Here is a 19,416-nt window from a genome sequence, read left to right as displayed (position 1 = left end):
TACCTCCAACACCATGAGCGCACCAGTACTCAACCGGCCGGCCGCCGCGGAGCAAGATCCCGCGGTGGCCGTTCGGCGTCCCGGAAAACCCGCGGAGACCACCTGGCTCCTGCTTGGCACCTTCGCTGTGCTCTTGCTTGCGGCAGTGAGCCTGTTCGTCGGGGTTTCCGACGTCACCCTGCCGCAGCTGCTGGCAGGCGATGCCGAGGCCTGGGACCTGCTGTGGATCTCCAGGGTCCCGCGCACCCTGGCGGTGGTGCTTGCCGGAACCGCGGTGGCCGTGGCAGGGCTGATCATGCAGCTGATGGTGCGCAACCGCTTCGTCGAGCCCTCCACCGTGGGCACCGTGGAGTCGGCAACGCTGGGCATCCTGGTGGTCACCGTCGCGCTTCCCGCGGCGCCGATCATGCTGAAGATGGGCGTGGCCGGTGTGTTCGCGCTCGGCGGCACCGCGCTCTTCCTCGCGGTGCTGGGCAGGCTGCCGGCCCGCAACACGCTGCTGGTGCCCATCGTGGGCATCATGCTCGGCGGGGTCATCGGCTCGGTGACCACCTTCTTCGCCTATCGCTACGACCTGCTCCAGACATTGAGCAACTGGATGATCGGCGACTTCTCCGGCGTCCTGCGCGGGCGCTACGAGCTGCTGTGGATCGTCGCCGCGCTCACGCTGGCCGGCTACCTGGCCGCCGACAGGTTCACCGTCGCGGGCCTGGGCGCCGACTTCACCACCAACCTGGGGATGAACCACAAGGCCATCATGCGCCTGGGACTGGTGCTCGTCTCACTGATCTCCGCCGTGGTCGTCACCACCGTGGGCGCCGTGCCGTTCCTGGGGCTGATCGTGCCGAATATCGTCTCGCTGCTCTTCGGCGACAACCTGCGCCGCGCCGTGCCCTGGACCGCTCTCTTCGGGGCCGGCTTCGTGCTTCTCTGCGACATCATCGGCCGCACCATCCGCTTCCCCTACGAGGTCCCCGTGGGCATGGTGATGAGCGTGCTTGGCGCCACCATCTTCCTGGCCCTGTTGCTGCGAACCAGGAAACGCAATGCCTAAGACCCTCTCCCCCTCATCCGCTTCCGCCCCCCGGAGCCCGGGTCCGGCCGGGGCGCGCACCGGCTTCTCGCTGCGCTCGCTGTCCCCGAAGACCATTTCGCCGCGCACGCTGATCATTGTCATGGCGCTGGCCACCGTGGCCTGCATCGCGGTCTTCATGACCCTGGAGCTGCGCGGCAACCTCTCCTACGCACTGACCCGCCGCGGCATCCGCGTCGGGGCCATGCTGGTGGTCGCCGTCGCGGTGGGCCTGTCCACGCTGATGTTCCAGACCGTGACGGCCAACCGCATCCTGACCCCCTCCATCATGGGGTTCGACGCGTTGTACATCCTGATCCAGACCGCGCTGGTGTTCGTGCTGGGATCCTCCACGCTGCTCACCGCCGATCCGGCGCTGAAGTTCGCCATCGAGGTGGTTCTGATGGTCGTGTTCTCCGCGCTGCTCTACCGCTGGCTGTTCACCGGAGGCACCGGCTCGCTGCACCTGATGCTGCTGGTGGGCATCGTCATCGGCACGCTCTTCCGCGGCTTCTCCTCGCTGCTGCAGCGCTTGATGGAACCGAGCGAATACATCGTGCTGCAGGATCTGTTCTTCGCCTCCTTCAACCAGGTCGACCCGGTGCTGCTGCTTATCTCCGCGGTCATCGTGGCACTGGTGGCCGGCGTGGTGTGGAAGCTGCGCAAGACCTTCGACGTGTTGGCCCTGGGGCGCGACACGGCCGTGAACCTGGGCGTGGACCACCGGCGCATCGTCACCCTGGTGCTGGTGCTCTGCTCGATCCTGGTGGCGATCTCCACCGCCTTGGTGGGGCCGGTGACCTTCTTCGGGCTGCTGGTGGTCTCGCTTGCCTACCAAATGGTGCGCAAGTTCTCGCACGCCGCCCTGATTCCCATCGTCTGCCTGATCGGGGCCATCACGCTGATCGGCGGCCAGCTGGTCCTCGAGCGCGTCTTCGGCTTCGCCACCGCGCTGAGCGTGATCATCGAGTTCGCCGGCGGACTGCTGTTCCTCTACCTGCTGCTGAAGGGCTCCCTGAAGTGATTTGCATTGATTCGGTGACCAAGTCCTACTCCGGGACCACCGTGGTGGATGCCGTGAGCACCACCATCCCCGCCGGCGGGGTCACCTCCATCATCGGCCCCAACGGCGCGGGCAAGTCCACGCTGCTCTCGCTGATTTCGCGGCTGGTCCCGATGGATTCAGGTGCCGTGTCGATCGCCGGCCTGGACATCGGACGCACCCCCAGCAAGCAGCTGGCCAAGTCGATGGCGATCCTGCGGCAGGAAAACCACATCACCATGCGCCTGCGCGTGCGCGACCTGGTGGGCTTCGGCCGCTTCCCCCACTCCGGCGGACACCCCACCGCGCAGGACGAGAAGCACATCCTTGCCGCCATGGAGCAGCTGGACCTGACGCAGCTGGCCGACCGCTTCCTGGACGAGCTCTCCGGCGGGCAGCGCCAGCGCGCCTACATCGCCATGGTGCTGGCCCAGGACACCGACTACCTGCTGCTCGACGAGCCGCTGAACAACCTGGACATGAAGCACTCGGTGGAGATGATGCGCATGATCCGCCGGCTGGCCGACGAGTTGGGCAAGACGGTGGTCATCGTCATCCACGACATCAACTTCGCCTCCTGCTACTCCGACACCATCCTGGCCATGCGCGAGGGCGTGCTGGTGCACCAGGGGACCCCGGCGGAGATCATGACCGGGGACGTGCTGCGCGACGTGTACGACATCGACATCCGCATCGAGGAGATCGACGGCAACCGGATCGGCGTGTACTTCGCCTGAGCCGCCGCACCCCGGTGCCCCGGCGATCCACGTCCGCACCCCGATGCAAAACAATTCATCGTGGTGAGTGTTTCAGCGCCCGGGCTCCGCTGTCCCCGGGGTAAGTTTAGCCACAGCGGGCGATTCCGGAAACTTCGACAATTCGCTATTTGACCTGCACTTTAACGATCATTTCGAGGGTCATTCGGGACGGCCGCCACGCTCGGCAGCTCACCGAATAATGCAAAGATTTATGCATGACCACGCAAAATATTGCATCGGGCACCGCGAGGCCCACACTGCGCCAGCAACTGGGCGCCCGCAAGCCCATCGAGTCGTTCATCGCCGAGGCCGGCAACGGCAGCGGGGACGGTCCCAAGCTGCGCCGCACGCTCGGGCTGCTGCACCTGACCATGATCAGCGTCGGCGCCACCCTGGGCACCGGCATCTTCGTGGTGCTCTCCTCCTCCGTGCCGATGGCCGGGCCCGCCGTCTGGATCTCCTTCGCCATCGCCGGGCTCGCCGCCCTCTTCGCCGCGCTGTCCTACGCGGAAATGGCCGGCGCTGTGCCCGTCTCCGGGTCCAGCTACACCTACACGTACGCGACCATGGGCGAGGGCCTGGCCTGGATCTGCGGGTGGTGCCTGGTGCTCGAGTACGCGGTCTCCGTCGCGGCGATCGCGGTGGGAGCCGGCGAATACCTCAACGAGATGGCCCGCTCGCTGGGTCTTGACCTGCCCGCCGCGCTGACCAATCCCCCGGGCACCGACGGCGGGGTGTTCAACATCCCCGCCCTGTTGATCGTCCTGTTTGCCACGGTGCTGCTGGTGCGCGGCACCCGCGAATCCGCCGTGGTCAACACCGTGCTGGTGTTCATCAAGATCGCCGTGCTTCTCTTCTTCATCGTCATCGCCTTCAGCGCGTTCACCTCCGGGAACTTCGACCCGTTGCTGCCCATGGGCACCGCCGGGGTCTCGGCCGCGGCCGCCCGCCTGTTCTTCTCCTACATCGGCTTCGATGCGGCCTCCACCGCCGGCGAGGAGGCGAAGAACCCGCAGCGGGACCTCCCGCGGGCCATCGTGCTGTCGATGGTCATCATCACCGCGCTGTACATCCTGGTGGCGGTCTCCGCGATCGGTGCCCGCCAGTGGACCTGGTTCGAGGGCAAGTCCGCCGCGCTGGTCCAGCTGCTCGAGGAGGTGACCGGGCAGGGCTGGGTGGCGCTGCTCTTTGCCGCCGGAGCGGTCCTGGCCATCGTCTCCATCGTGATCACCGTGCTCTACGGGCAGACCCGCATCCTGGTGGCGATGAGCCGCGACGGCATGGTGCCGGCGGTCTTCGGCCGCATCTCCCCGCTCAACGGGGCACCGGTGGCCGGCACCTGGATCACCGGCGGAGCCGTGGCCCTGGTCGCGGGCCTGGTGCCGCTGGGCCAGCTGGCCGACGCGACGTCCATCGGCACGCTCTTCGCGTTCTCGCTGGTGTCCCTGGCGGTGATCATCCTGCGCCGCACCCAGCCGGAGCTGCCGCGCACCTTCAAGGTGCCGCTCTACCCGCTGACCCCGATCCTGGCGATCCTGTTCTGCGGGTACCTGATGGCCAACCTCGGGGTGACCACCTGGGTGGTCTTCGGGGTGTGGATGGTCGTCGGCGCGGCAATCTACCTGGGCTACGGGCGCCGGCACTCGAAGCTCGCCGCAGGCTGGGACGGCTTCCGGAAGTAGACGCCGCGCACACGCCGCTGCCCGGGCACCGATTCACGGTGCCCGGGCAGCGGCGTTTCTAGTGGGTTCCTGCCGCCCCTAGCCGGAGTTTCCCGGCCTCGGCACGCCGCCGGGGGCCGTCAGGGCCACGGCCCCGCGCACCGCCAGCACCCCGGCCAGCAGCGTCAGCAGGATGATGCCCACCGAGATCGGGGCGACGATGACGGCCATGCCCGCCAGCGGGAAGACCAGCACGCCGCTGACGATGACCGCTCCGGCCCCAACCCCGATGACCGGGGCCATCACGGAGCCGACGCGTGCCTTTTCCATGGTGGCCCGTTCCAGGCCCAGCCGGTGGAGTCCGGAGTACAGGTCGGCCCGATCCAGGGTGGCAGCGGCCTGGGTGATGGCCGTGGAGCAGGCCACCGAGATGAACGAGGCGACCAGGGTGATCAGCACGCCGGTCATCACGTCGGCGGCCAGCAACGCGTCCGGGCTGCCGGGGTCGGACCCGGCACCCGCCGTATTCATCAGCGCCGCGCCGCTGCCGCCGACGACCGCGACGAAGCTGGTCATCGCGACGCCGGAGACCTGCCGCCAGGCCTGCGCCGGGTTTTCCAGGATCATCCGGGCGGCCAGCAGGTCGGCCGGGGCTTCGGCCTTCCTGAGCTTGGCGTTGCCGATGACCTTCACGGCCCACGGGCCCACCAGGTTCAGCGCGCCCAGGCCCAGCGCGAAGCCGCCGAGCAACACGGCAAGGATGACGGCCAGGGACGGGAAGGCCGAGAGCATCGAAAAGGCCAGGGACACCAGCGCGATCAGGGCCGCGACGACCACCGCGCGGATCCAGCGCGGCTTCGGGGTGGTGGTGCGGTTGCGCACGCCCAGCGGGGAGACGATGACCTTGCGCAGGCCCACCGCCGCCGAGATCGCGGCGATGAGCGCCACGGCCGCCACCACCAGGGCGACGATCCCCGGGGCCAGCCACATCGCGGACCCGATGGCCGAGCCCTGGAAATGCACCGTACCGACCGCCGGAGCGGCGGCGGCGTAGAGCAGCACCCCGCCCAGGGCCCCGGCCAGGGCGGTGGCGCTGGATTCGAGGATGGTGATGCCCACGACCAGCGACGGGGTGCCTCCGAGCAGGCGGACGGTGGACAGCCGGGTGTCCTGGCTGCGGGCCGAGAGCCGGGCGGCGGCCGCGCCGAGCACAGCCAACGGAACCAGCAGCAGCACCACCGCGAGCCCGGCCAGCATCAGGTACATGCCGGTCAACTCGTTGTCCACGCGGGTGAAGGACAGCGCACCGGCGGTGACGGTGAGCACCAGCGCGGAGACCAGGGCGTAGGCCCCCATGGTCAGCAGCAGCGGGGCGCGGCGCCCGCGGCCGGGCCGGCCCAGCATCCAGGCCAGGGACAGCGCGCTCATCACTTGGCCGTTCCCGGGATCGCGGTTCGCGGGCTTCCGGCGGCGGGGGCCGGATCGTGCCCGGCAAGTATGCGTCCGTCGCGCAGCCGGATGGTCCGGTCGCAGCGTGCGGCAACCCCGGCATCGTGGGTCACCATGACCAGGGTGTTCCCGCGTCCGACGGTGGAATCCATCAGGATCGCCAGGACCTCGGCCCCGGTGCCCGAATCCAGTGCGCCGGTCGGTTCGTCGGCAAAGGTCACCTGCGCGCCGGTGACCTGGGCGCGGGCAATGGCCACGCGCTGGGCCTGCCCGCCGGACAGCTGGCCGATGCGCCGTTCCTCCAGGCCGCCAAGTCCCAGCGCTGCCAGCCATTCGGCGGCCCGCGGCATCGCGGCGGCGCGCGGGGTCCCGTTGACCATCAGTGCCAGCGCCACGTTTTCCACGGCGGTGAGCTCCGGGATCAACAGCCCGGACTGGAAGACGAAGCCGAAGGACCCGCGGCGCAGCGCCGAGCGTTCGGTTTCCCCCATCGCGGTGACCTCCCGCGCCGCGCCGTTGGCCGGGGCGAAGAGCACCGACCCGGAGTCCGGGCGTTCGATGCCGGCCAGCGTGTGCAGCAGCGTGGACTTGCCGGAGCCCGAGGGACCCATGATGGCCACCGACTCTCCGGCGCGGATGTCCAGGTCCACGCCGTCGAGCGCCAAGGTCGATCCATAGGCGCGGCGCAGGGCCCGGGCGGAGAGCACGGGCGCCGGCGAGGGGTGGACCGCCAGGTCGGCGGCGGGGTGGGGTGCGGGATTTGCGTCGATCATGCCACCAGTTTTTCAAGGCCGCGACCGCGGGGCATCGGAGCAGGTGATGACTTGTCGGGCGCGCCTCTCCTACCCAGGGCGGAGACCGCATGTGGAGACCGGGGGCGGACGGGGCTAGAGCGGCGGCTGCCCCGGGCCGGCCGGATCGGGGCGGCCGCGGCGCAAGGGAATGGCGCATGCGGCGGCCAACGCCGCCATGCAGGCAGCGTAGACCAGGTTGTTCACGGCGAAATCCACGCGTTCGCGCGGGGTGGGCGGGGACGGCAAAAAGAACTTCGGACCGATAACCGCCAAAAGCGGAATGTGCCCGGCAACGACGGTGCCCGCCGCGATCCGTGCCCAGAGCGGACCGCGGCCGGCCAACACCATGCCGCCGGCCATGCCCAGCAAGGGGGTTGCGATGGCGTTGGATCCCTCCCCCGTTTCAATGAGCTTGCGCATGATCCCGGGCAGCGGCAGCGTGCAGGCCGTGAAAACCAGCGGGCTGGCCGAATACAAGTCGAGGTTTCGCCCCGGGTTCGCCGCCCGCAGCTCGGCGCTGTGTGCCAGCAACGCGCCGGTGACCGCCCCGGGAAGCATGATCCCCAGCATGGTGTTCCGGACGTTGATCCGCGAGCCGTCCGCGACGAGGTGCTTCATGTAGATGCGCATCGTTGCCGACCATGCCAGTCCGGCGGCAGCTCCCATGATGGTGCTTCTCATCGTCCCTCGCCCCGTTCAATTGGTGTTGGGTCAGATGATCCTCCCGGGATCCCTGCGGCGCAACGGCTGGCCCGCGGGAATCGAATGGGTCCGGCATCGGTTGTACCCCGGTAATGGAACTCGTGCTCTACACCTCCGCCTTCTGCGCACCCTGCGTGCGTGCCCGTTCCGTCCTCGGGAACGCCGAAAAGCTGCTGCCTCAGGCGCGCTTCCGGGAAGTGGACGTGCCCTCGAACCTCGAGGAGTCCGAGTCCGCCGGCATCCTCTCGACCCCCACGCTGGTGGTGCTCCGCGAGGGCACCGAGGTGTTCCGGGCCTCCGGGGTGCCCAGCGTGCAGCAGGTGCTGGCCGCCGCCGCGCTGGCCCTGGACTAGCACCGGCTCTGCGCCGGCGCCCGGGTCCGCTCCGCCCGCACCCGGATGCGGGCGCAGGGCGCTAGCGCAGCCCGCCGAGCTGAAGGTTCCGCAGGTATCCGAGGGAGTCAGAGGCGAGCGCATCCTGGCTGCTGGCCAGCGGACGCCAGGTGTGCGCACTGCCGGGCACGAAGGACTCCACGCAGAGCGGCCCGGTGTAGCCGGCCAGGTCCAGGGCGTGGATGAAGGCGTTGAAGTCGAAGTGGTCTGCCCCGACGGCTCCCCGGTTGTTCCCGCTGACCTGCACATGGGCGATGTGCCCCATGTCGCGGGCCACCGAGGCGGCGATGTTCCCTTCCTCGATGTTCAGGTGGTAGGTGTCAAGGAGCATGCCGAGGCCCGGTCCCAGCAGTGGCTCGAGGGCGTCGAAGGCCTGATCGACCGTGTTGATGAAACTGGTTTCGTAGCGGTTCAGCGGCTCGATGGCCAGGGTGACTCCGCGCTCCACCGCACGGTCGACCAACGGGGCGAGGTTGGTGCGCAGCTGGAGGTAGGCGTGCTCGCGTTCGGCCCCGGTCATCGCCCAGGTGCGCCCGGTGGAGGCGTGGAGCGGCCCGGCCACGGTGTCGGCGCCGAGCTCGGCGGCCACGTCGATGCACTGCGCCAGGTAATGCCCGGTGGCGGCGATTTCCGCTGCCGGCGCGGAGACCAGGTTGCGCAACGGGGTCATCACCCCGATCACCACCGGGGCCAGCCCGTGGCCGGCGAGGATCTCCCGGGCGGCGGCCGGATCCCAGTCGCCGGGGTTTTCCAGCGGCAACTCGATGGCCCCGAATCCCAGGCCCGCGGCATGGGCGGCCAGTTCCGCGAGGGAGGCATCGTCCAGCCGCCGGGTCCACACCCGGGTGCTCACGCCCAGCTTGCGTTCCATGGTTCCTGCTCCCCTGCAGTCGGCCTGCGTATCGGTTGCCCCGGGCGCGCGCGGAACGTGCGCCGATGCCCTTGGTGCCCATGCTACGTCCGGCCGGTTGCCCCTGCCAGTGCGGGGCGGTGCGCAGCGGCCGGGACCCTGCCCGCCGGTGCGCGGCGCGCCGCCGGTTCGCGGTGCGGGGTTTTATTGTGAAGAATGGGTCGGTGATCCCCTCGCCTGTTGAACCCGCCCCCGCCGCCTGCCTGCAACGGATCGTCGCCGATTCCTCGGACCGGATCGCATGGCTGCGGGCCCGTTCCCAGGGCATCACTGCCACCGACGTGGCCAAGCTTTCCACCCCGAAGTCCATCCAGTCGGCGGCCTGGGACAAGCTGCACGGATCGGGCTTCGGCGGGAACCCGTACACCGACCACGGGCGGGCCCGTGAACCGGTCATCGCCGCGTGGGTGCAGGAGAACTTCGGGATCCTTCCCTCCAGCCAGCTCTTCCACGCCGCGGAGAACCACATCCACCTCGCCACCCCCGACGGGTTGGGAATCCGCGAGACGGGCCGGGTGGAGCTGGCGGAGATCAAGACCACCAACAAGCCGTTCAAGACGATCCCGCGGAACTACCTGCGCCAGGTTTTCTGGCAGCAATACGTGCTCGGCGCCGAACGCACGCTTTTTGTGTGGGAGCCGCACAAGGACTTCGTCCCGACGCATGCCGAACCGCTGACCCGCTGGGTCGACCGGGACGACGCGGCGATCAGGGACCTGATTGCCAAGGCCGATGAGATGGTGGCGGTCCTGCGCGAACGCACCGCCGCGGCCCGCGCGCGCGCCGACTACGGGCCCGCCGCACTGTACCTCTAGGCTGCCCGGGCGCGGGGTCGGCGGACCGGCGAGCCCCTCGACTCAGGCCGGGGCCGCGCCGGGCATCAGCGGCTTGGGAAGGGCATCGGGGTAGTCCCTGCCCAATTCGGCAATCAGGTGCTCGCGCACGTAGTTGCGCAGGTCGTAGAGGTCCCCGGGGTTCCTGGCGCTGAGCGCAATCGTGACCTTGAGGATGCCGCCGATGGCATCTGTCACGTTCAGGTCCCCGGTCCGCCCGTCCCACAGGTCGGTGGATTCCAGCAATTGCCGGGTGCGGGTGCGCAGGTGCTCGATGGGCGCGTTCCAGTTCAGGTCCAGCAGCACGAAGCCGCTGATCTCGGTGCTGCGGCGGGACCAGTTCTCAAAGGGCGTCGTGGTGAAGTGGGTCGAGGGGATGATCATCCGCCGTCCGTCAAGCAACAGCACCACCACATAGGTGAGGGTGATTTCCTCGATGGTGCCGCGCTCGGTTTCCACCACCACGGTGTCGTTGACCCGGATCGCGTCGGTGAAGGCGATCTGCAGGCCGGCGAAGACGTTGGCCAGCGAGGACTGGACGGCGAGCGCCGCGACCACCGAGATCAGGCCGGCGGAGGCCAGCAGGCCGGCTCCCAGCGCCCTGACCTCGGGAATCGTGAGCAGGGCGCCGGCCACTGCCAGGGTGATGATCAGCGCGGTGACCACCCGGCGCAGCAAGCCGACCTGGGTCTGCATCTTGGCCAGCCGCCGCGGGTTGCCGTCGTCCTGCCCGTACCTGGCCAGCAGGATGTCCTCGAGGATCCCGATCGCGGCGATCAGCAGCCAGGCGATGGAGCTGATCAGCCCGAGCAACAGCAGGAACTGCCAGATCGTCACCCACTGGTTGGGGGCAAACGAGACACCCACGGTGACCTTGGTGAACGCGAAGGCCAGGGCCAGCAGCAGCGGCATCCGGCGCAGGGTGCGCTCGGGGGGCATTCCCTGGATCCGCCGGAGCATGCGCTTGAGGATGAAGGACACGACCACTGTGATGAGCACGGCGGCCAGTAATCCGATTGCAACAACAACCCACGGTCGGATGGTCTCAGGTAATGCGTTCGTGTTCTCCACGGCCTCGTTCAGGGCATCGTCCAATGTTCCGGTGGCAAAGATCTGCATATCAACAAGGTTGTCATACGCCGTTGGGTGTCGGCTGGATGTCCCCGCCATTCCTCCGTCACATCTCCTGCGTGTTGCAATGCCATGGATTGTGCATAACCCCTCTTGCGGCGCCATTTCCCGGCGCGCATGCTGATTTCACCACCCCCTCCACCCGAATTTCGCCCCTAGCGAGGAACATCATGAAATCCCGGATCGCCGCCGGACTGGCCGGCGCACTACTCATTGCGGGACTGGGCATCTCCCCGGTTTCCCCGGCCGCGACCGCCACCGCTGTCACCGCGCCGTATTGCGGCATCACCTGGGGATCGCTGGCCGACTCCGTTGCCGGATACTCGTCCGCCACCATCACCAACGTCCGCACCGGCCGCCACACCTGCTACGACCGGATGGTCATCGACCTCAAGGGCAGGGTGAAGGGCTACGACGTGCGCTACGTCAACGCCGTCTACACCGAGGGCGAGGGCCGGCACGTCCCGCTGGCGGGCGCCGCCGACCTGCGCATCATCGTGAAGGCACCTGCCTACACCAGCTCCGGGGTCCCGACCTACAACCCGGCCAACCGGACCAACGCCAAGGACGTTTCCGGCTACACCACCTTCCGGCAGGTCGCGTTCCTGGGCAGCTACGAGGGACAGACCTCCTTCGGCCTGGGCGTCCGCGCCCGGCTTCCGTTCCGCACCTTCGTGCTCACCGCCGCCGACGGGTCCACCAGCCGCCTGGTGATCGACGTGGCCCATCGTTGGTAGCGGCGCGGGCATCCTGCGGGCACCGGCCCCGCACCACGGTTTCGTGGTGCGGGGCCGGTGCCCTTTCGCGTGCCGCCGCACCCCGGCCCGGCCACGGGCAAGGGGGGCCGGGGACGCCGCGTGCGGGTGCTGGATGACAAAATGACGTCATCCGGGACGCGGCGCAGGCAGATGTGACACGATTCATCCATGAGTATCGCCCGCCCGTACAAGCAAGTAGACGTCTTCTCATCCTCCCCCTACACCGGCAACGGCCTGGCCGTGGTGCTTGACGGCGAGGGGCTCAGCGATGCCCAGATGCTGGGCTTCGCCAATTGGACCAACCTCGCCGAGACCGTGTTCCTGCTTCCGGCAACGCATCCGGATGCCGACTACGGGGCGCGGATCTTCACCACCACCACCGAGCTCCCCTTCGCGGGCCACCCCACCCTGGGCGCTGCGCACGCGTGGCTCGAGGCCGGAGGGGAGCCCAAGAACCCCGCCGGGCTGATCCAGGAATGCGGGGCCGGGCTCATCGAGGTCCGCCGCGTCCCCGGCGAGCACCCCGAGGACCCGGAGTCCCTGGCGTTCAAGGCCCCGCCCATGGTGCGCACCGGCGAGCTCGAGGAGGACGTGCTCGAATGGGCGCTGGGCGGACTCGGGCTGGCACGCGAGGACGTGCTGGCGCACCAGTGGCTGGTCAACGGCCCGAACTGGGCCGGCCTGTTGCTGCGCGACGCGGACCTGGTGCTGTCGCTGGAACCGGACTATTCGGCCCTGGAAGGGCTGGAGATCGGCGTCATCGGCGCACACACCGTCGGCGGGGTCCCCGCCCGTTCCTACGACCCGAATGTGCCCGAGGCCCGGCCGGCCGGGGCGCGCGAGGAACTGCGCCCCGTGTCCGCCGCCGACGAGCGGCGCGGCTCCCAGCGCTTCCGCAACGTGGTCACCGGCGCGCCGGCCGACTACGAGGTGCGCGCCTTCTGCCCGGGCGAGGGCCTGCAGGAGGACCCGGCCACCGGGTCGCTGAACGCGGGCTTCGGGGCGTGGCTGACCGGCTCCGGGCTGGCCCCGGCCACCTACACCGTGCGCCAGGGTACCCGGCTGGGCCGCTCGGCGATCCTGCACGTGGATTCCGACGCGCAGGGCGTGTGGATTGCCGGGCATTCGGTGACCTGCATCGACGGCGTCGTCAACCTGCCGTAGGCCCGAAGAAACAGTTCACTGTGAGGTGCGGCTCAAATCCCTGTTGCGGGCCGGCGCCCGGGCGTACACTCGGGCGGTGAATGTGAACCAGCGCGTGACGGATGCCCAGACCGACAAGCTTGCCTGGGGCGCCCTGTGGGCGCTGGTGATCGGCTTCTTCATGATCCTGGTCGACTCGACCATCGTCTCCACCGCCATGCCGGCGATCATGAACGGGCTGGACACCGACATCAACGGGGTCATCTGGGTCAACAGCGCCTATCTGCTGGCGTTCGCGGTGCCGCTGCTGATCACCGGGCGCCTCGGGGACAGGTTCGGCCCGCGCACCATCTACCTCATCGGCCTGGTCATCTTCACGCTCGCCTCGCTGTGGTGCGGGCTCTCCGGCGACATCACCACGCTGATCGTTGCGCGCGTGGTGCAGGGGCTGGGCGCCTCCATGATGAGCCCGCAGACCATGACGTTCATAACCCGGATGTTCCCCTATGCCCGCCGCGGCGCGGCCATGGGCGTGTGGGGCGCGGTGGCGGGCATCGCCACGCTGGTGGGCCCCATCGCCGGCGGCGTCTTCGTCGACACCCTGGGCTGGGAATGGATCTTCTTCGTCAACGTGCCCGTGGGCGTGCTGGCGATCTGGCGGGTGCTGCTGAAGGTGCCCGAGCTGCCGCGCCACGCACACTCCTTCGACTGGCTGGGCGTGGGGCTCAGCGCCGTGGCCATGTTTGCGCTGGTCTTCGGCATCCAGGAGGGCAACACCCATGACTGGGGCCTGTTCCTGGGACCCGTCGGCTCCTGGCACCTGATCATCGGCGGGCTGGTGCTGCTGGGGCTGTTCATCTGGTGGCAGGCGGCCAACCGCGCCGAACCGCTGGTGCCGCTGGGGTTGTTCAGGGACAGGAACTTCTCGCTCGCCAACATCGCCATCGCCTTCATGGGGCTGTCCATCACCGCCATGAGCTTCCCGATGATCCTCTACCTGCAGTCGGTGCGCGGACTCACCCCGACGCTTTCGGCGCTGATGCTCGCGCCGATGGCCCTGGTCGCCGGCGGCCTGGCCCCGGTGATCGGCAAGAACGTGGGCAGGGTGGAGGCCAAGTACTTCGCGATCCCCGGGTTCTTCCTCTTTGGCGCCTCGATCACCGCCTACGGGCTGATCCTGCGCGCCGACACCCCGTTCTGGGTGCTGCTGCTGCCGCCGGTGGTCATGGGGCTGGGCTCGGCCATGATCTGGCCCGCTGTCTCGCTGACCGCCACCCGCGACCTGGGACAGGCCGAGGCCGGTGCCGGGTCGGGGATCTACAACACCACCCGGCAGGTCGGTGCGGTGCTGGGTTCGGCGCTGATCGCGCTGATGATGGAATCGCGCATCGCCGTGGAATCGGAGAAGGCGGTTGCCGCGCTTGAGGCGCAGGGTCCCGCAGCCGTGGCTACCGGGCCCCTGGCCGAGCCGGGAACCGGGGAAGCGGTGCCCGAATTCCTACACCAGGCCTTCTCCCTGGCCCTGGGCCAGTCCCTGCTGCTGCCGGGCATCGTGGCCATGGCCGCGGCCCTGGTGGCCGCGATGTTCCGCAGGGGCGCGCGCGGCAACTGAGCCGCGCGCGCCCCTGGCGGCGCCGGCGCTACTTCTTGGCGGCGACTTCCTTGATCTTGGTCTTGGCCTTGCCGCGGCCGAAGACCAGGGCGGCGGCGATGCCGGCCAGCCAGAAGTCCTTGGCCATCGGCACTCCGTTGGGCGTCGGGCGGATGCCGTCGGACTCGGTCAGCCCCGGGGTCTTCAGGTACGTGGCGACCAGGCCGGCCGCGAAGGCACCCAGTCCCAGGCCGGCCAGGCGCGAGGGGATGAACGGGGTCAGCAGGGCCGAGCCCACGGCGATTTCCCCGAAGGCAAGCGCCTTGGCGAAGACGGCTGGTTCGACCTTTTCGACCTGCGGGATGGCGTTGGAGGCCATGGACTGCAGGCCCTCGGCCGACTCGGCGGGCATCCGCAGCTTCCCGATGCCGCTGTTGAGGATGTAGGCCCCCGAGACGAGTCGTAGTGCGGCGTTGGCAATGTTGAAGCCCATGTGGTTTCTCCTGGTCGTGGTCGCGGTTCTGCTACTTCTCTTCCCACCCTATGGTTAGGCCCTCCGCTACGGCTAGAGCTCCCCCGGTGTGGCGCAGGACAACTACGGGCACCGGCGGCAGATGTGGCTTGGAGCACATTCCTGGAATCGGGTGTCGCCAAGGGGGCGCCGAAAACCGGCGGCGTGCTAGATTCTCGTGCATGATCACCTCCTCCGCGGTGCCCGATGCCGCACTGCGCCTGCTCGTCGAAAAGGGCTTCGACGCCACGAGCGTCGATGCGCTGGCCCAGGCGGCGGGCATCTCGCGTTCCACCTTCTTCCGCCGCTTCGGCTCCAAGGAAGAGATGGTCTTCGCCGACATGGAGACGATCATCCACCACCTCGAAACCGTGCTTGCCACCTCCTCGGCCGGCCCGGTGGCCTCGCTGGTGCACGCGGGGTTGACGGTCTTCGACCAGCACACCGCCAGGCCCGAGGCCGCCGGCCTGCGCCACCGGCTGCTGCTGGACGTGCCCTCGCTGCGCGACCGCGAGCTGGTCTCGATCCACCGCTATGAGCGGGTGTTCCGCAACCACCTGCGCGACCGCGGGCTGTACTCGCTGCCCAACGGCCGGGCGATGTCCATCGCGTTCGCCGCCGGGGTGGTCTCGGTGCACAACGACCACCTGCGCCGCTGGCTGCGCCACCCCGAGGACACCCGACGCCCCGAGCTGGAACGCGAGCTGCTGGCCCTGGGCGCCGTGTTCACCCCGGCCCTCGAGCCGCAGGCCGCGGCGCCGGCGCCCGAGCCGACCACGGTGGTCATCACCATCGCCGGCGGCGCCCCCGACACCGAGACGGTGCTGGCCCGCGTGCGCGAGGCCCTGGACCGCCCCCACGGCTGAGCCGGACGCGAGGCACCCCACGGTGGAATCCCCACGCTCAAGGCTTCACTCCCTCCCCGGCTGGCCGCGGGCGACAGAACGGCTCTTGCTGCGCCCCGCCGCCGCATCGGATGCCGAGGCCACGTGGGCCTACCGCCGGCTGCCGGAGTCCTCCCGCTGGGTCACCTCCGCGTGGAACGACCTTCCGGACTACCGCCGCTCCTTTACCGACCCGGCACACCTGCGCGACAGGCTCGTCTTGGAATCCGCCGGCAGCGTGGTCGGGGAGGCGGTAGTTCGCCTCGGGGACGCATGGTCCCAGCGCGAGGTCGCGCACCTGGCAGCGGGCACCGAGGCGGAGCTCGGGTGGTCGCTGGACCCGGCGGCCGGCGGGCGCGGGCTTGCCACCGAGGCGGTGTCCCTCCTGCTGCGCCTCTGCTTCGTCGATCTGGGCCTGCGCCGGGTCCACGCCCGCTGCTTTGCCGCCAACGAGCCCTCGTGGCGGCTCATGGAACGCGTGGGGATGCGCCGGGAGAGCCACCTGGTCGCCGGCGCCCTGCACCGCGACGGCACCTGGAGGGACGGATACGCCTACGCACTGCTTGCGGACCAGTGGCGCGCCACACAAAACGGCTGAACCGCAGTTTCTTGACCTGACACTGAGTTCCAGTATGCTGATGCCCTAGCGACTTTTCCGCTGCCGACGAAAGGGCACCACCGCGCCATGAGCACTGAAGCCAGCCTGAGCACCGATTTTCCCGCCGGTGTCGTTGAACCCGAGTACGAACTCTGGGGCGAGGTGGACGTCGATCCGGCCGGTCTCTTCGAGGACATCGACGCGGCAGACCGTGCCTACTGGGACAGGGCGCGCGCCTTCGGGCTGGACGAGGTCCGCCCGGTCATCGACGAATACTGGAACAACTCCGACTACCCGCTGGGCCTGGCCAAGCGCCTGGGCGAGCTCGACCTGCTGCGCGACGGGCTGGGCCTCGAGGGCTACGCGGAAATGAGCGTCCTGGCCGCCGGGCTGGTGAACATGGAGCTCTCGCGTGCCGACGGCTCGGTGGGCACCATCGCCGCCGTCCAGGCCGGGCTTGCACTGCGCTCCATCACCGAGTGCGGCTCCCCCGGGCAGATCGCCGAGTGGGGCCCGAAGCTGGCCAACGCCGAGGTGCTCGGCGCCTTCGCGCTGACCGAACCGACCCACGGATCGGACTCGGTGTCCCTGGAGACCCGCGCCGTCCGGGTCGAGGGCGGCTACCGGATCAGCGGCGAGAAGAAGTGGATCGGCAACGGGTCGGTCGGCGGGATCACCATCGTGTGGGCGCGCGACGAGCAGGACAAGGTCCGCGGCTTCATCGTGCAGCAGGAGTGGGAGGGCTACACCGGCACCACCATCGAGGGCAAGCTGTCCTTGCGCGCCATCTGGCAGGCGCACATCCGCCTGGAGAACGTCTTCGTCCCCGATTCCCACGTGCTGCCCGGGGCCAACAGCTTCAAGGACACCTCCAAGGTCCTCTTCGCCACCCGGCTGGGCGTCGCCTGGTCCGCGGTGGGGCACGCGACAGCCTGCTACGAAACCGCGGTGCAGTACGCGGCCCAGCGCATCCAGTTCGGCCGCCCGCTGGCAGCCAGCCAGATCGTGCAGGAGCGCCTGGCGCGCATGCACTCCGAGCTGGCCACCATGCAGCTCACGGTCATGCAGGCGACGCGGCGCGAGGAGGCCGGAACGCTGAGCCCGGTGCAGGCCTCGCTGGCCAAGTTCACCTGCACCCGGCTGGCCCGCGGCATCGCGTCCAACGCGCGCGACCTGCTCGGCGGCAACGGCATCCTGCTGAAGCACCGGGTGGCGCGGCACATTGCGGACATCGAGGCGATCCACACCTACGAGGGCACCGAGACCGTCCAGGCGCTGATCATCGGCCGCTCCATCACCGGGATCTCCGCCTTCGCCTAGATCCGTCGCCCCGGGGCCCCGGGCCAACGCCGCGTGCGGCCCTGCCTGCCGGAGCCACCTGCGGGCGGGGCCGTCGCCGAACGCATTGTCGCTTCCCAGGGACACCCGGGCCATGTCAGGTCAGCGTTCGCTGGTGGCTGCCGGTTTGCGCTTTGGCTTCCCGCCCTGGGCATCGGCACTTTGACTGTGCTGTGGCGACGCCCTGGCAGGGCCATGACCGGCCGGGCGGAACGTGTTGCCGCGTGGTTGTCCGTCCGCCGTCCGCGCGCAAAGCTGCCCGGCGTCCCGCGGATTGTGGTTGATTTGCATCTGGCTTGCCAGCGTAGGCTTCACGGTGGAGGCCCTGCTCCACCTCCCTCGAAAGGAACCGCATGGACCGGCAAACCATCGTCATCACCGGTGCGAGCGACGGGATCGGGGCCGAGGCAGCGCGGGCACTGGCCCGGCTGGGCCACGAGGTGGTCGTGGTGGGAAGAAACCGCGAAAAAACCGCCGCCGTTGCGCGCGAGCTGAACGCACGCCACTACCTCGTCGACTTTGCCGAGCTGGACGAGGTCAGGTCCCTCGCCGCACTGCTGCTCGAGAGACACCCCCGAATCGATGTCCTGGCGAACAACGCGGGAGGGATCTTCACGCCCGCCCGGCAGGTGACCGACGACGGGTTCGAGATGACCTTTCAGGTCAACTACCTCGCCCCGTTTCTCCTCACGCACCTGCTTCTCGACCGGCTGACCTCGTGCCGGGGTGCGGTCATCAACACCTCCAGCCTGGCCAACCGCCTGTACGGCAGGATTGACCTCTCCGACCTGAACGCGGAGGGCCATTACGACCCCACGCGCGCCTACGGAAACGCCAAACTGGCACAAATCCTGTTCACCCGGGAACTGCACCGGCGCCAGGGCGGCCAAGGCCTGGCCACCGCGGCGTTCCACCCGGGGATCGTCGGCACCGGGTTCTCCCGTGCCCCCGGAAGCTCCATGGAAGGCGTCTACGGAAACCGGCTGATCTCCAAGCTTCTCGCAACACCCCGGAAGGGAGCCGACACCCTCATCTGGCTGGCTTCGACGGCGAGGGACGGAACGTGGCCGTCGGGAGAATACTTCACCCGGCGGAGGGCGGCCCGGGCCAATCCCCAGGCCAAGGACCGGCGGCTTGCCGAGGCGCTCTGGAACCGGTCCGAGGACATGCTGCGGATTCCTTGAGACGCGGCCTCGCCGAACCGTGGTTCTCCAGCGGATTCCTCCCGCAGCCGCGGCCCGGCCGGAAGCAGCCGAACGGCGCCGTGGGTCTGGCGTCCGGCCATCCGGCGGGGGCCCGGTAATGCCCCGACCGCCGTGTCGCGGCTGCCGGGCGGCGTTCGTTGGGGAAGGATGGTGAGGCCAACCAGCATAAACAGTTAGGACCGTGCATGGCCCCCGGTTCCACGGACAGACAGAGCACGGTGTCAATTCCCGGACAGGCTACATTCTCCATCACCGACGCGGCCCTTGAGATGGTCGGCGTGTTCGGCGGTTCCCTGCATTGCTACCAGGGGGCGGGCGGCTGCCACGCCCAGGGGCTGTATTTCTCGCGGACCCGGCCCAAGAAATTCCTCGCCGCCACCCTTGACGCTCCGGCGGCGGTGGACCAGGGCATCTCGATCACCGTGAGCCATGAGCTGGCCGCACGGCTCGAGGGTGCGGTGCTGGACTTCGGCAACCACAACCGCATGCAGCGCTTCATCTGGGCGGCCATGCCCGCCGCCAAGGGCCCCCTGTGCACCTGCCGGCGGTCCATGGGCAAACCGTCCGGCAAGCGCGCCACGTGCCTGGACGACATCGGCACGGGACTGACCGACCTCTGAGAGCCGCCGTGGCCGTCGTGCGTT

At 69.2% G+C, this 19,416-nt stretch carries 20 protein-coding genes; 14 read left to right on the top strand and 6 right to left on the bottom strand.

All coding sequences use genetic code 11. The features are described from left to right. Window positions 1–13 precede the first annotated feature (13 nt). From AC6CHY_RS14905 to AC6CHY_RS14890, 4 genes are all read left to right on the top strand, one after another. Window positions 14–1,054 carry an ABC transporter permease gene (locus AC6CHY_RS14905; RefSeq protein ID WP_498227197.1) on the top strand — a complete coding sequence of 347 codons (1,041 nt, stop codon included), beginning with the start codon at window positions 14–16 and terminating at the stop codon, window positions 1,052–1,054. Next, a complete protein-coding gene (locus AC6CHY_RS14900; RefSeq protein ID WP_498227196.1) occupies window positions 1,047–2,096 on the top strand; it encodes an iron chelate uptake ABC transporter family permease subunit in 1,050 nt (349 codons plus the stop codon). The genes AC6CHY_RS14905 and AC6CHY_RS14900 overlap by 8 nt, the downstream gene beginning before the upstream one ends. Continuing rightward, a complete protein-coding gene (locus tag AC6CHY_RS14895) occupies window positions 2,093–2,851 on the top strand; it encodes an iron ABC transporter ATP-binding protein (protein ID WP_217390004.1) in 759 nt (252 codons plus the stop codon). The genes AC6CHY_RS14900 and AC6CHY_RS14895 overlap by 4 nt, the downstream gene beginning before the upstream one ends. 236 nt (window positions 2,852–3,087) lie before the next feature. Then, on the top strand, window positions 3,088–4,554 hold the full coding sequence (locus tag AC6CHY_RS14890; protein ID WP_498227195.1) for an amino acid permease: 1,467 nt from the start codon (window positions 3,088–3,090) through the stop codon (window positions 4,552–4,554). A 78-nt stretch (window positions 4,555–4,632) separates the two neighbouring features. Here the strand turns inward: AC6CHY_RS14890 and AC6CHY_RS14885 are convergent, their stop codons facing one another. The 3 genes from AC6CHY_RS14885 to AC6CHY_RS14875 form a co-directional block, all read right to left on the bottom strand. Continuing rightward, complete coding sequence (locus AC6CHY_RS14885; protein WP_217390002.1) at window positions 4,633–5,961, bottom strand: permease; 1,329 nt, start codon at window positions 5,959–5,961, stop codon at window positions 4,633–4,635. After that, window positions 5,961–6,755 (bottom strand): ABC transporter ATP-binding protein, encoded by a 795-nt coding sequence (locus AC6CHY_RS14880; protein ID WP_498227194.1) that lies wholly within the window; start codon window positions 6,753–6,755, stop codon window positions 5,961–5,963. Before AC6CHY_RS14880 ends, AC6CHY_RS14885 begins: the two co-directional genes overlap by 1 nt. Window positions 6,756–6,869: 114 nt before the next feature. Then, complete coding sequence (locus AC6CHY_RS14875) at window positions 6,870–7,457, bottom strand: hypothetical protein (protein WP_498227193.1); 588 nt, start codon at window positions 7,455–7,457, stop codon at window positions 6,870–6,872. Window positions 7,458–7,570: 113 nt separating this feature from the next. Between AC6CHY_RS14875 and AC6CHY_RS14870 the strand changes: the two genes are divergently transcribed. Beyond that, a complete protein-coding gene (locus AC6CHY_RS14870) occupies window positions 7,571–7,831 on the top strand; it encodes a thioredoxin family protein (RefSeq protein WP_498227192.1) in 261 nt (86 codons plus the stop codon). A gap of 61 nt (window positions 7,832–7,892) precedes the next feature. Here AC6CHY_RS14870 and AC6CHY_RS14865 read toward each other — a convergent pair whose 3' ends face one another. Beyond that, window positions 7,893–8,741, bottom strand: a complete 849-nt coding sequence (locus AC6CHY_RS14865; protein ID WP_498227191.1) for a sugar phosphate isomerase/epimerase family protein — start codon at window positions 8,739–8,741, stop codon at window positions 7,893–7,895. Between the two features lie 203 nt (window positions 8,742–8,944). On the opposite strand from AC6CHY_RS14865, the gene AC6CHY_RS14860 reads away from it, so the two are divergent. Next, window positions 8,945–9,595, top strand: a complete 651-nt coding sequence (locus AC6CHY_RS14860; protein WP_498227190.1) for a YqaJ viral recombinase family protein — start codon at window positions 8,945–8,947, stop codon at window positions 9,593–9,595. A gap of 42 nt (window positions 9,596–9,637) precedes the next feature. Here the strand turns inward: AC6CHY_RS14860 and AC6CHY_RS14855 are convergent, their stop codons facing one another. Then, complete coding sequence (locus AC6CHY_RS14855; protein ID WP_498227189.1) at window positions 9,638–10,732, bottom strand: mechanosensitive ion channel family protein; 1,095 nt, start codon at window positions 10,730–10,732, stop codon at window positions 9,638–9,640. A 182-nt stretch (window positions 10,733–10,914) separates the two neighbouring features. On the opposite strand from AC6CHY_RS14855, the gene AC6CHY_RS14850 reads away from it, so the two are divergent. The 3 genes from AC6CHY_RS14850 to AC6CHY_RS14840 all read left to right on the top strand — a co-directional run bounded on the left by AC6CHY_RS14850 (window position 10,915) and on the right by AC6CHY_RS14840 (window position 14,257). Next, a complete protein-coding gene (locus AC6CHY_RS14850) occupies window positions 10,915–11,481 on the top strand; it encodes an AMIN-like domain-containing (lipo)protein (RefSeq protein ID WP_217387640.1) in 567 nt (188 codons plus the stop codon). A gap of 189 nt (window positions 11,482–11,670) precedes the next feature. Further along, a complete protein-coding gene (locus tag AC6CHY_RS14845) occupies window positions 11,671–12,666 on the top strand; it encodes a PhzF family phenazine biosynthesis protein (protein WP_498227188.1) in 996 nt (331 codons plus the stop codon). Between the two features lie 76 nt (window positions 12,667–12,742). After that, entirely contained in the window at window positions 12,743–14,257 is a 1,515-nt protein-coding gene (locus tag AC6CHY_RS14840) for a DHA2 family efflux MFS transporter permease subunit (RefSeq protein WP_498227187.1), read from the top strand. A 28-nt stretch (window positions 14,258–14,285) separates the two neighbouring features. Here AC6CHY_RS14840 and AC6CHY_RS14835 read toward each other — a convergent pair whose 3' ends face one another. Further along, window positions 14,286–14,729 carry a DoxX family membrane protein gene (locus AC6CHY_RS14835; protein ID WP_217387638.1) on the bottom strand — a complete coding sequence of 148 codons (444 nt, stop codon included), beginning with the start codon at window positions 14,727–14,729 and terminating at the stop codon, window positions 14,286–14,288. A gap of 200 nt (window positions 14,730–14,929) precedes the next feature. On the opposite strand from AC6CHY_RS14835, the gene AC6CHY_RS14830 reads away from it, so the two are divergent. The 5 genes from AC6CHY_RS14830 (at window position 14,930) to AC6CHY_RS14810 (ending at window position 19,392) form a co-directional block, all read left to right on the top strand. Continuing rightward, on the top strand, window positions 14,930–15,613 hold the full coding sequence (locus tag AC6CHY_RS14830) for a TetR/AcrR family transcriptional regulator (RefSeq protein ID WP_217387637.1): 684 nt from the start codon (window positions 14,930–14,932) through the stop codon (window positions 15,611–15,613). Window positions 15,614–15,635: 22 nt separating this feature from the next. Then, complete coding sequence (locus AC6CHY_RS14825) at window positions 15,636–16,229, top strand: GNAT family N-acetyltransferase (protein WP_498227186.1); 594 nt, start codon at window positions 15,636–15,638, stop codon at window positions 16,227–16,229. 87 nt (window positions 16,230–16,316) lie between these two features. Then, window positions 16,317–17,549, top strand: coding sequence for an acyl-CoA dehydrogenase family protein (locus AC6CHY_RS14820; RefSeq protein WP_498227185.1), 1,233 nt, complete (start codon window positions 16,317–16,319; stop codon window positions 17,547–17,549). A gap of 371 nt (window positions 17,550–17,920) precedes the next feature. After that, the gene (locus AC6CHY_RS14815) at window positions 17,921–18,751 is read left to right on the top strand and encodes an SDR family NAD(P)-dependent oxidoreductase (protein WP_217387634.1); all 831 of its coding nucleotides are present in this window, start codon (window positions 17,921–17,923) and stop codon (window positions 18,749–18,751) included. 239 nt (window positions 18,752–18,990) lie between these two features. Next, entirely contained in the window at window positions 18,991–19,392 is a 402-nt protein-coding gene (locus AC6CHY_RS14810) for a peptidase (protein WP_217387633.1), read from the top strand. Window positions 19,393–19,416: the final 24 nt, after the last annotated feature.

The organism is Paeniglutamicibacter sp. GQ140, assembly GCF_059759235.1.
This window is presented reverse-complemented; position numbering and strand designations above follow the sequence as displayed.

What these genes read in the sequence shown, in the direction of transcription:
- AC6CHY_RS14845 (WP_498227188.1), top strand. Translation starts at nt 11,671, where the DNA reads ATGAGTATCGCCCGCCCGTACAAGCAAGTAGACGTCTTCTCATCCTCC.
- AC6CHY_RS14835 (WP_217387638.1), bottom strand. Translation starts at nt 14,729, where the DNA reads ATGGGCTTCAACATTGCCAACGCCGCACTACGACTCGTCTCGGGGGCC.
- AC6CHY_RS14890 (WP_498227195.1), top strand. Translation starts at nt 3,088, where the DNA reads ATGACCACGCAAAATATTGCATCGGGCACCGCGAGGCCCACACTGCGC.
- AC6CHY_RS14850 (WP_217387640.1), top strand. Translation starts at nt 10,915, where the DNA reads ATGAAATCCCGGATCGCCGCCGGACTGGCCGGCGCACTACTCATTGCG.
- AC6CHY_RS14815 (WP_217387634.1), top strand. Translation starts at nt 17,921, where the DNA reads ATGGACCGGCAAACCATCGTCATCACCGGTGCGAGCGACGGGATCGGG.
- AC6CHY_RS14830 (WP_217387637.1), top strand. Translation starts at nt 14,930, where the DNA reads ATGATCACCTCCTCCGCGGTGCCCGATGCCGCACTGCGCCTGCTCGTC.
- AC6CHY_RS14905 (WP_498227197.1), top strand. Translation starts at nt 14, where the DNA reads ATGAGCGCACCAGTACTCAACCGGCCGGCCGCCGCGGAGCAAGATCCC.
- AC6CHY_RS14820 (WP_498227185.1), top strand. Translation starts at nt 16,317, where the DNA reads ATGAGCACTGAAGCCAGCCTGAGCACCGATTTTCCCGCCGGTGTCGTT.
- AC6CHY_RS14880 (WP_498227194.1), bottom strand. Translation starts at nt 6,755, where the DNA reads ATGATCGACGCAAATCCCGCACCCCACCCCGCCGCCGACCTGGCGGTC.
- AC6CHY_RS14865 (WP_498227191.1), bottom strand. Translation starts at nt 8,741, where the DNA reads ATGGAACGCAAGCTGGGCGTGAGCACCCGGGTGTGGACCCGGCGGCTG.
- AC6CHY_RS14900 (WP_498227196.1), top strand. Translation starts at nt 1,047, where the DNA reads ATGCCTAAGACCCTCTCCCCCTCATCCGCTTCCGCCCCCCGGAGCCCG.
- AC6CHY_RS14885 (WP_217390002.1), bottom strand. Translation starts at nt 5,961, where the DNA reads ATGAGCGCGCTGTCCCTGGCCTGGATGCTGGGCCGGCCCGGCCGCGGG.
- AC6CHY_RS14875 (WP_498227193.1), bottom strand. Translation starts at nt 7,457, where the DNA reads ATGAGAAGCACCATCATGGGAGCTGCCGCCGGACTGGCATGGTCGGCA.
- AC6CHY_RS14870 (WP_498227192.1), top strand. Translation starts at nt 7,571, where the DNA reads ATGGAACTCGTGCTCTACACCTCCGCCTTCTGCGCACCCTGCGTGCGT.
- AC6CHY_RS14855 (WP_498227189.1), bottom strand. Translation starts at nt 10,732, where the DNA reads ATGCAGATCTTTGCCACCGGAACATTGGACGATGCCCTGAACGAGGCC.